11 protein-coding genes are annotated in these 13,063 nt (G+C 72.8%); 5 read left to right on the forward strand and 6 right to left on the reverse strand.

Going from position 1 to position 13,063, the window contains the following annotated elements; all coding sequences use genetic code 11:
- The first annotated feature begins 21 nt into the window (after nucleotides 1-21).
- The gene (locus tag MID12_RS01795) at nucleotides 22-1,194 is read left to right on the forward strand and encodes a pyridoxal phosphate-dependent aminotransferase (protein WP_263164428.1); all 1,173 of its coding nucleotides are present in this window, start codon (nucleotides 22-24) and stop codon (nucleotides 1,192-1,194) included.
- 61 nt (nucleotides 1,195-1,255) lie between these two features.
- On the opposite strand, the gene MID12_RS01800 is transcribed toward MID12_RS01795, so the two are convergent.
- The 4 genes from MID12_RS01800 to MID12_RS01815 all read right to left on the reverse strand — a co-directional run bounded on the left by MID12_RS01800 (nucleotide 1,256) and on the right by MID12_RS01815 (nucleotide 5,539).
- Nucleotides 1,256-2,236, reverse strand: coding sequence for a hydroxyacid dehydrogenase (locus MID12_RS01800; RefSeq protein ID WP_040256026.1), 981 nt, complete (start codon nucleotides 2,234-2,236; stop codon nucleotides 1,256-1,258).
- Between the two features lie 110 nt (nucleotides 2,237-2,346).
- Nucleotides 2,347-3,249: a carbohydrate ABC transporter permease gene (locus MID12_RS01805; protein WP_263164432.1), complete on the reverse strand. Its 903-nt coding sequence runs from the start codon at nucleotides 3,247-3,249 to the stop codon at nucleotides 2,347-2,349.
- Nucleotides 3,246-4,190 carry a carbohydrate ABC transporter permease gene (locus MID12_RS01810; protein ID WP_263164434.1) on the reverse strand — a complete coding sequence of 315 codons (945 nt, stop codon included), beginning with the start codon at nucleotides 4,188-4,190 and terminating at the stop codon, nucleotides 3,246-3,248. Before MID12_RS01810 ends, MID12_RS01805 begins: the two co-directional genes overlap by 4 nt.
- Nucleotides 4,187-5,539 (reverse strand): ABC transporter substrate-binding protein, encoded by a 1,353-nt coding sequence (locus tag MID12_RS01815; RefSeq protein WP_263164435.1) that lies wholly within the window; start codon nucleotides 5,537-5,539, stop codon nucleotides 4,187-4,189. The genes MID12_RS01810 and MID12_RS01815 overlap by 4 nt, the downstream gene beginning before the upstream one ends.
- A 171-nt stretch (nucleotides 5,540-5,710) precedes the next feature.
- On the opposite strand from MID12_RS01815, the gene MID12_RS01820 reads away from it, so the two are divergent.
- From MID12_RS01820 to MID12_RS01835, 4 genes are all read left to right on the forward strand, one after another.
- Complete coding sequence (locus MID12_RS01820; RefSeq protein WP_040246288.1) at nucleotides 5,711-6,403, forward strand: TetR/AcrR family transcriptional regulator; 693 nt, start codon at nucleotides 5,711-5,713, stop codon at nucleotides 6,401-6,403.
- Nucleotides 6,404-6,711: 308 nt separating this feature from the next.
- Nucleotides 6,712-8,241: a flavin-containing monooxygenase gene (locus tag MID12_RS01825; RefSeq protein ID WP_040246290.1), complete on the forward strand. Its 1,530-nt coding sequence runs from the start codon at nucleotides 6,712-6,714 to the stop codon at nucleotides 8,239-8,241.
- Between the two features lie 47 nt (nucleotides 8,242-8,288).
- Nucleotides 8,289-9,248, forward strand: coding sequence for an AurF N-oxygenase family protein (locus MID12_RS01830; protein WP_040246293.1), 960 nt, complete (start codon nucleotides 8,289-8,291; stop codon nucleotides 9,246-9,248).
- 116 nt (nucleotides 9,249-9,364) lie between these two features.
- Entirely contained in the window at nucleotides 9,365-11,038 is a 1,674-nt protein-coding gene (locus MID12_RS01835; RefSeq protein WP_263164439.1) for an FAD-dependent oxidoreductase, read from the forward strand.
- Between the two features lie 147 nt (nucleotides 11,039-11,185).
- Here MID12_RS01835 and MID12_RS01840 read toward each other — a convergent pair whose 3' ends face one another.
- Together MID12_RS01840 and gdhA are read right to left on the reverse strand one after the other, a co-directional pair.
- The gene (locus MID12_RS01840; protein WP_263164441.1) at nucleotides 11,186-11,500 is read right to left on the reverse strand and encodes a hypothetical protein; all 315 of its coding nucleotides are present in this window, start codon (nucleotides 11,498-11,500) and stop codon (nucleotides 11,186-11,188) included.
- Between the two features lie 91 nt (nucleotides 11,501-11,591).
- The gene (gene gdhA / locus MID12_RS01845; protein WP_263164443.1) at nucleotides 11,592-12,938 is read right to left on the reverse strand and encodes an NADP-specific glutamate dehydrogenase; all 1,347 of its coding nucleotides are present in this window, start codon (nucleotides 12,936-12,938) and stop codon (nucleotides 11,592-11,594) included.
- Nucleotides 12,939-13,063 lie beyond the last annotated feature (125 nt).

Consider the following 13,063-nt stretch of genomic DNA (forward strand, 5'->3'; position numbering starts at 1 on the left):
TCGACGAAGCGGGAAGTCACCATGAGAAGGCCCTTGCTCAACCGCAGGCTCGACGGACTCGGCACCACGGTCTTCGCCGAGATGTCCGCCCTGGCACAGCGCACGGGAGCGATCAATCTGGGCCAGGGCTTCCCCGACACCGACGGACCGGAAGAGATCCGCGAGGCGGCCGTCCGCGCGCTGCGCGACGGCCGCGGCAACCAGTACCCGCCCGGCCCCGGCGTACCGGAGCTGCGCGAGGCGGTCGCCGAGCACCAAGCACGCTTCTACGGAACGCGTTTCGACCCGGACACCGAGGTCCTGGTCACCGCGGGGGCCACCGAGGCGGTCGCCGCCTCGATGCTCGCCCTCCTGGAACCAGGGGACGAGGTCATCGCCTTCGAGCCCTACTACGACTCCTACACGGCCTGTATCGCCATGGCCGGGGCCCGCCATGTCCCCCTTCCGCTCCGGGCGCCGGACTTCCGCCCCGATCTCGACGCCCTCCGGGACGCCCTCACGCCCCGCACCCGGCTGCTGCTCCTGAACTCGCCCCACAACCCGACCGGCACGGTCCTCACCCGCGCCGAAGCGAGCGCTGTCGCCGAACTGGCGGTCGCCCACGACCTGCTGGTGGTCACCGACGAGGTCTACGAACACCTCGTGTTCGAGGGCGCCCACCATCCGCTGATCTCCTTCCCCGGGATGCGGGAGCGGACCGTCTCGATCTCCTCCGCGGGCAAGACCTTCTCCTTCACCGGCTGGAAGGTCGGCTGGGTGACAGGCAGCGCCGCACTGGTGAGCGCCGTCCGGACGGCGAAGCAGTATCTGACCTTCGTCAGTTCGGGGCCCTTCCAGCACGCGGTGGCCGAGGCCCTGCGCCTGCCCGACACCCACTTCTCCTCCCTGCGCGAGGACCTGCGCCGCAAGAAGGAGATCCTGTCGGCCGGGCTGGAGGAGGCGGGCCTCACGGTGTACCGGCCCCAGGGCACCTACTTCGTCACCGCGGACATCGGGCCCCTGGGCGAGGAGGACGGCATCACCTTCTGCCTGCGGCTGCCGGAGCGGTGCGGGGTGGTGGCGGTGCCGCACTCCGTCTTCTACGACGATCCCGACGCCGGTCGGGGCCTGGTGCGCTTCGCGTTCTGCAAACAGGACGACGTGCTGCGCGAGGCCACCGACCGGCTGAAAACCCTGCGCGACTGGTCCCGCTGACCCCGCGTCGACCCGCGTCGAGCTGGTGCGCCACGTACGCACGGGGCTTGAACGGGGCCGCCTACGCCTGGACCGCGAAGGCCCCCGGCGTCACCGGCGCCAGCGGGGGCAGGCCCGCGGCATAGCGCTCCAGTTCGGTCAGCGCGGCGGCGGCCATCGTCCGGGTCTCCGAGCCGAGTGATCCGGCGATGTGCGGGGTGAGGACGACATTGGGCAGCTCGTAGAGGGGGCTGGAGGCCGGGAGCGGTTCCGGATCGGTGACGTCGAGGATGGCGTGCAGCCCCGCGCGGCAGGCGTCCTCCAGCGCGGCGGTGTCGACAAGCGCGCCCCGGGCCGTGTTGACCAGGACGGCTCCGGGGGGCAGCGCGGCCAACTCCGCGGCGCCGATGAGGTGGTGGGTCTCCGGCAGGGACGGCGCGTGCAGGCTGAGTACGTCGGCCTGCGGCAGGGCCTCCGCAAGGCGCACCGGCTCGGCACCGGCGGCGGTGATCTCGGCGGGGTCCGCCACCGGATCGACCACGAGGACCCTGGCGAGGTCCAGGCGGCGCAGCAGCTGGGTGACGCGGCGCCCGATCCGGGAGAAGCCGACGAGCACGACCGTACGGTCCCGGCCGCTCAGTTCGCCGCGTCCTTCGCGGTAGCCGAGGTCCTCGCGGAAGCGGCGGGCGTCCATGGCGAGGAAGGGCACCTTCTTGAACGCCCAGAGGACCGCACCGAGCGTGAAGTGGGCCACCGGGTCGGCGTTGGCGTCGGCCGCCGTGGTGACGAGGAGCCCGCGCCGGAAGACGGCCGGTGAGACATGGTGGCGGACCGAACCGGCGGCGTGCAGGACGGCCCGCAGCCGCGGGGCGGCGCGCAGCACCTCCTCGTCGAGGACCGGGCAGCCCCAGGAGGTGAGCAGCACCTCCACCTCGGCGAGGCGGTCCCGGACGCCGTCGGCCGCCAGGTCCGAGGCGGCGAGCGGGTGCCCGAGCGCGGCCGCGGCGCGCAGCCGGTCCCGTTCCCTCGGCCCGAACTGGGTGTGCTGCGTACGGGCGTTCATCAGCAGGAGGGTCTCCGGCCGGCGCACGGCGTCGGGCGGCGCGGTGGCGGTCGGCTCGGCCTCGGACGGCACGGCCTCGGTCGGGGCAGCCTCGGTCGGCGCGGGGTCGGTCACTTCAGGCTCCCGGTGGCCAGGCCGCTGCGCCACTGGCGCTGGAGCACCACGAAGGCGGTGATCAGCGGCACGACGGCGAGCAGGGATCCGGTGATGACAAGGGGGTTGTAGTCGGGGAACTGCAGGGCGCGGGTGCTCCACTGGTAGATCCCGAGGGTCATGGGGAAGAGGTCGGGGTCGGTGAGCATCACCAGCGGCAGGAAGAAGTTGTTCCAGATGGCGACGAACTGGAAGAGCAGGATGGTGACGAAGCCGGGCATCATCATCGGCAGGGCGATGGTCAGGAAGATGCGCAGCTCACCCGCTCCGTCCAGGCGCGCCGCCTCCAGCACCTCGTCGGGCACCGAGGCGTCGGCGAAGGTCCGCGCGAGATAGACGCCGAAGGGATTGGTCAGCAGCGGGAGGAACACCGCCCAGAAGGTGTTGACCAGGTGCAGCTGGGAGGCCAGCAGGTACAGCGGCAGGGCGAGCGCCGTGGGCGGCACGAGGACACCGGTCAGGGTCACCGCGAAGAGGGCGCGCCGTCCGGGGAAGTCCAGCTTGGCGATCGCGTAGCCGCAGGCCGTGCAGATCAGCGCCCCGAGCACCGCGCCGACGCCCGCGTAGAGCAGGGAGTTGACGATCCACCGGAGGAAGACGCCGTCCTCGGCGGTGAACACGTCGCGCAGATTGTCCCGGAGATGGAAGTCGGCGAGCGAGAAGGCGCCGGTGGAGGAGAAGTCGCCGACCGATTTGGTGGCCGAGGTCACCAGCCACACCAGCGGCAGCACGCTGTAGAGCGCCGCGAGGACGAGGACGCCGTAAACGGCGCCGCGCGAGGTCCAGCGGGAGCCGCGGGCACCGGCCGCTCGGCCCTCGTGCCGGGGGACGGACCCTGGCGGGGTGCGGGAAGCGCTCATCGTGACCTCCGGGAGGACAGTCGCATCACCAGCGCCGAGAGCAGGGCCGAGGCGGCGGCGAGCAGGAGGGACGCGGCGGCGGCGCGTCCGTAGTCGTTGCTGACGAAGGCCGCTTCGTAGAGGTAGAGGCTGGGTGTCCAGGTGCTGCTGACCGTCCCGGTGAAGGTGCGAAGCACCATGGGTTCGGTGAACAGCTGGAGCGAGCCGATGGTGGTGAAGACGAGGGCGACGAAGACCGTCGGCCGGATCATGGGGAGCTTGACGGACAGCGCGGTACGGAGGGCTCCGGCGCCGTCCGCGCGGGCGGCCTCCAGCACCTCGCGGGGCACCGTCTGCAGGGCCGCGTAGAAGATGATCACGTTGTAGCCGGTCCACTGCCAGGTGGCCATGTTCACGATCGAGGGCAGGACACCGGCGGCGCCCAGGGGGTCGAAGGGCAGGAGGGCGTCGAGCGGTCCGATGCCCGGGCTGTAGAGGTAGCCCCAGATCAGCCCGGCGATCACCCCGGGCACCGCGTAGGGCAGGAAGACCGCGAGCGACCAGAGGGCGCGCAGCCGCACGACGGCCGAGTCGAGCAGCAGAGCGATGAGCAGGGCGGCGGCGAACATCACCGGGATGTGGATCAGGGCGTAGCCGCCGATGTGGAGCACGCTGTCCCGGGCGGCGGGGTCGCCGAGCACGTCCGCGTAGTTGCCGAAGCCGGTGAAGTCCCGGCGGTAGCCGTCGAAGCCGAGTCCGGAGAGGCGGTCGGTGAACAGGCTGAGGTAGCAGGCGTATCCGATCGGCACCAGGACGGTGCACAGCAGCAGCACGGCGAAGGGCGCGGCCAGCGCGGCGGCGGCGAGACGGCGGCCGGTCCTGTGGCGCGGCGCGGGTGCCGGTGCGGGCTCGGGCGGGGCGGCGGGCGCGGGCGGCTTCGCGGCGGTGACGGCGGGGCTCATGTGCGGCTCCCGTCCGTGACGGCCAGGCCGCGCTCGCGCATGGTGGCGACGGTCGAGGACTGCACCCGGTGCATCGCCCTCGGGAGGGTGGTCGCGCCGGTGGAGACCGGGCCCAGCGCGTCGGCCACGGCGGAGAACACGCTCAGCGAGGTGGGCCCCCACGTCCAGGCGGGCACCCGGGTCGCGGAGGTGTCCAGGACGTCGAAGATCGGCTCACCCGCGAAGTAGTCGTCGCCGTAGACCTCCCGGGCCACCCGCCGGTTGGCCAGGTGGGCGGGCGAGGGGAAGGTGATCTTCGCGCCGATCCCGGGGACCGCCGGGTCGGTGCTCAGCCAGCGCAGGAAGGTCAGCGCCGCCTCCGGGACCGCGCTCTCGGCGGAGACGGCGAACGCGGAACCGCCCCAGGCGCCGGTGGACGGGTCGTCCCCCCAGGTGGGCAGGGGGGCGACGGCCCAGCGGCCCTTGTCCGCGGGCAGGGACTTCTTCATCATCCCGACGCCCCAGGTGGACCCGAGCATTCCCCAGAGCCTGCCGTGGTGCATCGCGGAGATCCAGCTCTGGGTCCCGGTCGCGCTGTGGGCGGCCCGGCCGGAGGCGATCATGTCCTGCCAGTACCCGGCCACCCGGAGGGTGCCCGCGCCGTCGACGCCGACCCGCCAGGCGCCGGAGTCGACCCGCCACCAGGGGTCGCCCGCCTGCCAGGCCATCCCGGCGAAGAAGGCGCCGTCGTTCAGGGCGAAGGTGGTGATCCGCGCCTTCGGATCGGCCTTCCGGACGGCCGAGGCGGCCCGCCGGAACTCCTCCCAGGTGCGCGGCACCCGTATCCCGGCCCGGTCGAAGAGGTCCTTGCGGTAGAAGAAGGCCATCGGGCAGAAGTCCATCGGCAGGGCCCAGGTCCGGCCGCCGGGACGGACCCCCTGCCAGGCGGCGGGGAGGAAGCCGTCGGCGAGGTCGTCCACGTCCCCGGTCAGCTCCCGCAGTCCGCCGGTGGTCACGATCTGCGGCAGCGCCTGGTACTCGGTGTGCAGGATGTCCGGGGCGTTGTGCGCGCGGAGGGCGTTGGTCTGCTGCGCGTAGCCGCCGGAGGTCCCGGCGGCGATGACGCTCAGCTCGACGCGCACGGTGCGCTGGGCGGCGTTGAAGGCGGCGACGTACTGGTCCATGCCGGTCAGCCAGGACCACAGGCGTACCCGGGTGGCGCCGGAGGAGCGCCGGGAGCAGCCGGTGAGCGCTCCGCCCGCGAGGGCCGCGGCGCCGAGTCCGGGTACGGCCCGCAGCAGCGACCGCCTCGACCGGAGCGCCGGGGATCTGCCGCGGCCACCGGCGCCGGATGGGGTACCGAACACCATGGATGTCCTTTCAGGCGGGGGGGTGTTCGCACACTTCAGCCCGTGCCGGACTTTCGGTCAATCAAAACGAAATACTTCGATCAACAACGATCGCGAAGGAACATCACGCGGGAGGTCCGAGGCCGCGGACGAAGCCCCTTCCCCCATCCCGTACGCGGATATGCTGCCCCGGTGGAGGAGCCCGAGGAGACGCCGCGGAGCGGGGCCGACGGGCGGTCGACCCGGTGGGAGGCGCACCGGGTCCGGCGGCAGGGCGAGATCCTCGACGCGGCCCTCGCGGTCATCGACGAGGAGGGGCCCGAGGTCGGGGTCCGGCGCATCGCGGAGCGGATCGGCGCACCGCGCTCCGCCGTGTACCGGCACTTCCGGGACCGCGCCGACCTCGACGGCCGCATCCGCAGGCGCGCCCTCGACTCACTGCTCGCCGAACTGGGTCCGACGCTGGAGCCCGACGGCACCGTCCTGTGCGCGATCCGCCGCTCGGTGGACGCCTACCTGGGCTGGATCGCCGCGCATCCGCAGCGGTACGCCTTCCTCTCGGCCGGGGAGCACGGCGGCAGGTCGCCCGACACCGAGGGCACCAAGGCGGTGATCGCGCACCGCGCGGGCACGGTCTTCAAGGCGGTGCTGCGCGCCCTCGGCAAGGAGGACGCGGGGCTCGCCGTGCCGCTCGCCTCCGGCCTCGTCGGCTTCGTGGACGCCACCGTCGACAACTGGCTGGCGGGCAGGCCGGACGCGGCCGCCTCGGCGCCGCTCGCCGAGTTCCTCACCCGCTCCGTCTGGGCGGTGCTGGACGGCAATCTGCGGGCGCTCGGCGTCCAACTGCCCCCGGATCAGCGGGTGTCCGCGCTCCTGGGCGACTGAGCCGCCACCCCTCTCCACCCTCCCCGTCCGGGCACCTCGGCGCCCGGACGCTCCCCCACGCTCGCGTGACCCAGCTCACACAGCCGGGCGATATCTGAAACAGGATGTCGCAGGTACTTTAGTGCTACCTCGGGTAACACTAACTTGTCGGCCGACCGCCGATCCAGAAGACCGCCCCGGAGCACCGCCCGGTGCCGTACACCGGGGGCCCGGCCGCGGTCAGGGCCCGGTGGGCCCCGCCCGGCGAGCACCGCCGGGACACCCGTGCCGTACCGGCCGCATCGCACGAAGGACCAGAGGAGCAGTACATGAAGCAGCAGCACGTCGACGTGATGATCCTCGGCGCGGGGCTGTCCGGCATCAGCGCGGCCTGCCATCTGGCCGAGGCCGACCCGGGGTTGTCCTACACGATCCTGGAGCGCCGGGACCGCATCGGCGGCACCTGGGACCTCTTCCGCTACCCGGGGGTCCGCTCGGACTCGGACATGTACACCTTCGGCTACCGCTTCCGCGCCTGGCACGGCACCAAGATCCTCGCCGACGGCCCCGGCATCCGGGAGTACGTCCAGGAGACGGCCGGGGAGCACGGCGTCGTCGAGCACATCCGCTTCGGGCGGCGGGCCGTACGGGCGTCCTGGTCGAGCGAGGACGGGCTGTGGACGGTGGAGGCCCACGACGAGGCCACCGGTGAGAGCGAGCTGCACACCTGCCGCTTCCTGGTGAACGCCACCGGCTACTACGACTACGACCAGGGGTTTCGGCCCGAGTTCCCCGGCGAGGAGCGCTTCACCGGGACCGTGGTGCACCCGCAGCACTGGCCCGAGGACCTCAACTACCGGGGCAAGCGCGTGGTCGTCATCGGCAGCGGCGCCACCGCCATCACGCTGGTGCCCGCGATGGCGGAGGAGGCCGCGCACGTCACCATGCTCCAGCGCTCGCCCACGTACATCATGACGCTGCCCACCCACGACCCGGTCTCGGTGGTGCTGCGCAAGCTGCGCGTCCCGGCCAAGCTGGTCTACGACCTCGGGCGGCGGCGCAACATCGCCCTGCAGCGCGGCCTGTACGCGGCCTGCCGCAAGGCGCCCCGGCTGATGCGCAAGGTGCTGCTCGCCGGTGTGCGGGCGCAGTTGGGCCCGGGCATCGACATGCGGCACTTCACGCCCTCGTACAAGCCCTGGGACCAGCGGCTGTGCGTGGTGCCGAGCGGCGACCTGTTCAAGACGCTGCGCAGCGGCCGCGCCTCGGTGGCCACCGACCACATCGAGACCTTCACCGAGAAGGGCATCCGCCTGAAGTCCGGCGAGGAGATCGAGGCGGACGTCATCGTCACCGCCACCGGTCTGCGGGTGCAGCTCGCGGGCGGCGCCGCGCTGGAGGTGGACGGGCGGCCCATCGCCACCCGCGACCACGTGATCTACAAGGGGGTGCTGCTCGACGGCATCCCGAACCTGGCGATCATCCTCGGCTACACCAACGCCTCCTGGACGCTGAAGGCGGACATGGCGGCCGACTATGTGGCCCGGCTGCTCACGTACATGCGCGAGCAGGGCCACGACCAGGTCACCGCGGTCGCGACCGAGTCCGACCGGGCCGCGGAGTCCGCGATGGGCGACTCGCTCAACTCCGGCTACATCCAGCGCGGGGACGCCGTGATGCCGCGGCAGGGCACCCGCGCCCCGTGGAAGATCCTCAACAACTACTACCGCGACCGGCGGGCCCTGAGCCGCTCCCCGATCGCCGACCCCGCCCTGCGCTTCGGCGCCCGGCCGGGAGCCGCCCCCTCGGGCGAGGAGCCGAGGTCCGCGGAGGCGGACAGCACCGCCCGCGTGGCCTGAGCACGGCCCGCCGCCCGCCCACCCGCGAAGGAAGCCGAGGACCGCCGATGACCAGGCAGCAGACGTACGAGGATGTGCTGAGGACCCTGTCCGAGGGCTCGGTGCACACCCACTTCGACGCCTTCACCGACATCGACTGGGACAACCCGGACTGGGCCGTGGACAAGAAGGACCCCCGCTGGGTCCTGCCGGACGCCGACCCGCTGGGGCGCCACCCCTGGTACCGCGATCTGCCCGTGGAGCGGCAGGCCGAGATCGGCCTGATCCGGATGGCCAATGTCGCCAGGGTCGGCATGCAGTTCGAGAACGTGCTCATCCGGGGCGCGATGGACTACCTCTTCAACCTGCCCAACGGGCGGGCGGAGTTCCGGTACCTCACCCACGAGTGCACCGAGGAGACCCATCACACCCAGATGTTCCAGGAGTTCGTCAACCGCTCCGGCTGCGACGTCCCCGGCGGGCGCCCCGCCTTCCGGGTGGTCAGCCGCTTCCTGCCGCTGGCCGGTTCGCTGTGGCCCGAGGTCTTCTTCACCGGGGTCCTCGCCGGTGAGGAGCCCATCGACCACATCCAGAAGGCGATCCTGCGCTCCGGCGGCCCCGCGCACCCGCTGCTCCAGCGGATCATGCAGATCCATGTCGCCGAGGAGGCCCGCCACATCTCCTTCGCGCACGAGTTCCTGCGCACCAAGACCCCTCAACTCAGCGCCTTCCGCAAGGGTTTGCTCTCCCTCGCCTTCCCGCTCGTGATGCGCGCCCTCGGCGATGTCATCGCCATCCCGGACAAGCGGGTCACCCTCCAGATGGGCGTGCCCCGCTGGGTGATCCGGGAGATCTTCTGGAAGAGCCCCGAGGGCCGCAAGATGCTGCGCGACCTCTTCAGCGACGTACGGATGCTCGCCGAGGACAGCGGCTTGATGAACCCGGTCTCCCGCCGGATCTGGAAGGCGCTGCGCATCGACGGCCGCCCCTCCCGCTTCCGCGGCGAACCCCCCGCGCTGTCCGCCTGATCCCCTCGACCGAGTCCCGCGACTCCTCCGAGCCCGGCCGAGCCCGGCTTCGTCCGAACGCATCCGAAGCGTCTGCCTGATTCCGCCCGTCTTCGCCCGAGCCACCGGGAACCCCCATGCCCTACGTCGTCACCCGGTCCTGCTGCGCCGACGCCTCCTGCGTCCTGGCCTGCCCGGTCAACTGCATCCACCCGGCGCCCGGCGAACCCGGTTTCGCCGAGGCGGAGATGCTGTACGTCGACCCGCGCTCCTGCGTCGACTGCGGCGCCTGCGCCACCGCCTGCCCGGTGGACGCGCTGAAGCCGCACACCGCGCTGACCGAGGCCGAGCAGCCCTTCCTCGACCTCAACGCCGCCTTCTACACCGACGATCCGGAACCGCGGCGCACCCCGATGGCCCTGGTCGCCCCGCAGGCCGAACTCCCGCGCACCGGGCTGCGGGTGGCGGTGGTCGGCGCGGGACCGGCCGGCCTCTACACGGCCGACGAACTCCTCAAGAACCAGGGGGTGTCGGTGGACGTCCTCGACCGGCTGCCCACCCCGTACGGTCTGGTGCGCGCCGGGGTGGCACCCGACCACCAGGACACCAAGAAGGTCACCGAGCTGTTCCGGGCCATCGAGGGCCAGCCCGGCTTCGGCTACCGGCTCAACGTGGAGGTCGGCCGGGACCTGGACCACGAGGACCTGGTCGGCGACTACCACGCCGTGGTCTACGCGGTCGGCGCCTCCGGTGACCGGCGGCTCGGCATCCCCGGCGAGGACCTGCCCGGCAGCGTCTGCGCCACCGACTTCGTGGCCTGGTACAACGGCCACCCCGACCGCGCCGGGGCCGGGCACCGGCTGACCGGCGAGCGCGCGGTGGTGGTCGGCAACGGCAATGTGGCCCTGGACGTGGCCCGGGTGCTGACCGCCGACCCCGCGGAACTGGCCCGTACCGACATCTCCGACGAGGCGCTCGCCGCCCTGCGCGCGAGCCGGATCCGCGAGGTGGTGGTCCTCGGCCGCCGGGGACCCGCGCAGGCCTCCTTCACCCTGCCCGAACTCCTCGCGCTGGCCGCCCTGGACGGGGTCGACGTCCTGGTCGAGGGCGCGCCCGACGAAGCGCTCGCGGGGGACTCCCCCAAGGCCCGCGTCCTGGCCGGACTCGCCGCCCGCAGGCCCGTACCGGGCCGCCGCCGCATCGTCCTGCGCTTCCTCACCGCCCCCGCCCGTGTCCTCGGCGAGGACCGGGTGACGGGCCTGGAGATCGCCCGCACCCGGCTGCACACCGAGGAGGACGGCACGGTACGCGCGGTCCCCACCGGCGAGCGGGAGGTCCTCGACGCCGGTCTCGTCCTCCGGGCGGTCGGCTACCGGGGCCTGCCGGTGCCGGGTCTCCCCTTCGACGAGGCGAGCGGCACGGTCCCGCACCAGGACGGCCGGGTGGCCCCCGGGGTGTACGTGGCCGGGTGGGTCAAACGCGGCCCCAGCGGGTTCATCGGCACCAACAAGACCTGCGCCCAGGAGACCGTGGCCGCCCTCCTCGACGACTTCACCGCCGGGCGCCTGCCCGAGGCCCCCGGGCCCCGCGCACCGGTCCGCGCCACCCCCGGCGCCCTCGGCCTGGCCGACTGGCGGGCCATCGACCGCACCGAACGCGAGAACGGCCACCGCGAGGACCGCCCCCGCGTCAAACTCACCGACACCACGGCCCTGCTCACCGCCGCCCGGCAACGCACCACCGAGGAGCGCGCTCCGCGGCGCCGACTGCCGCTGCTCCCTCTTCGGGAGGGGCGGAGGGCGCGGGGGTGAGAGAAGGGGCCCCTGCCACCCCGAGGCACGACAGCCGACCCGGCAGCGCCGACGACGCGGAGAGCGGGAAGCGGATCACGTCCGAGGGGTGACCCGTCGCGGATCCCGGCCCCATGCGCCCCGTCCCCGCCACCCCGCAGGCGCCCCTCAGATGTCCAGGCGCCGCAGCCCCTCCTCCCAACGGCGCCTGCGTTCGGCGTCGTTCTGCTCCCACCACGGCGGGGTGCCCCGCTCCCCCAGCGCGACCTTCGCCCTGTGCACCCGAGCGCGGGCCGAGCGCTCCGCCGCCTCGTCACCGCGGCGCTTCGCCACCCCGACGGCGGACCGCGCGGACATCAGGTGCGAGCGCAGCCGGGCCGCGGCGTCTTCGGGCACGGCGGGGTCCGTGGCCCGCCAGCGGCGGCCGCGGATGACCACGAAGTGGCCGTCGGGGGTGCGTTCGGGTTCCTGGTGCTGGGTCATCGTCTCGGGGACCGGCCGGTCGGGTGGGGGGATGCGACGATACCCCGCGGCGTCTCGTCGCGCCCCTGCCCGTCCGGCCCCCGCCTGATCCCTAGATGACCCCCTGGGCCGTCATGGCCTCGGCCACCTTCAGGAACCCCGCGACATTGGCGCCGCGTACATAGTCGTCCGGGCTGCCGCCGTAGGCCTCGGCGGTTTCGCGGCACTGGGTGTGGACGCCGCGCATCACCTTGGCGAGGCGGGACTCGGTCTCCTCGAAGGTCCAGCTGTCGCGGGAGGCGTTCTGCTGCATCTCCAGCGCGGAGGTGGCCACGCCGCCCGCGTTGGCGGCCTTGCCGGGGCCGAAGAGGATCCCGGCCTCCTGGAAGACGTCGACCGCCTCGGCGGTACAGGGCATGTTGGCGCCCTCGGCGACGGCGCGGACGCCCTTCTTCACCAGGGCCACCGCGTCCTCGCGGCGCAGCTCGTTCTGGGTGGCGCAGGGCAGGGCGATCTCGCACGGTACGTCGTAGACCGTGCCCCGGGCCGAGAAGCGCGCGCCCGGCTTCGCGTCCGCGTAGGCGGAGATCCGGGAGCGGCGCACCTCCTTGATCTCCTTGAGCAGCTCCAGGTCGATGCCGTCCTCGTCGACGAGGTACCCGGAGGAGTCGCTGCAGGCCACCACGCGCCCGCCGAGGTCGTGCACCTTCTCCACCGCGTACACGGCCACGTTGCCGGAGCCGGAGACCACCACCCGGCGCCCCTCGAATCCCTCGCCGCGGGTGGCGAGCATCTCCTGGGCGAAGTAGACCGCGCCGTAGCCGGTGGCCTCGGTCCTGGCCTGGGAGCCGCCCCAGGCCACCGGCTTGCCGGTGAGGACCCCGGACTCGTAGCGGTTGGTGATCCGCTTGTACTGGCCGAAGAGGTAGCCGATCTCCCGTGCGCCGACGCCGATGTCCCCGGCGGGCACATCGGTGTGCTCGCCCAGGTGGCGGTGGAGCTCGGTCATGAAGGACTGGCAGAAGCGCATGATCTCGCCGTCCGAGCGGCCTTTGGGGTCGAAGTCCGAGCCGCCCTTGCCGCCGCCGATCGCCATGCCGGTCAGCGCGTTCTTGAAGATCTGCTCGAAGCCGAGGAACTTCACGATGCCGAGGTTCACGCTCGGGTGGAAGCGCAGGCCGCCCTTGTACGGGCCGAGGGCGCTGTTGAACTCCACCCGGAAGCCCCGGTTGACCCGCACCGAGCCCTGGTCGTCGACCCAGGGGACCCGGAACATCAGCTGCCGCTCGGGCTCGCAGAGCCTGTCCAGGATCCCGGTCTCGGCGTACTCGGGGTGCCGTTCGAGCGCGGGCGTGAGCGAGGTCAGCACCTCGGCGGCGGCCTGGTGGAACTCCGGCTCACCGGGGTCGCGCCGGCGAACCTCCGCGTAGACGGCCTCGATATGCGCGCTGACGTCCATGGCTGCCTCTCGTTCTGCCTGTCCCTGGGGCTTCCGCTGCCCGTCCCCGAGCGGAGGCATGCGGTACGTGGCAGGGGTCACCCCGGGCGACGGGGCCCCTCCCCGTTCGACCTCCGGAGTGTGCC

The sequence above is a fragment of the Streptomyces sp. SCSIO ZS0520 genome, assembly GCF_025643355.1.
In the GTDB taxonomy this organism is placed as follows: domain Bacteria; phylum Actinomycetota; class Actinomycetes; order Streptomycetales; family Streptomycetaceae; genus Streptomyces; species Streptomyces physcomitrii.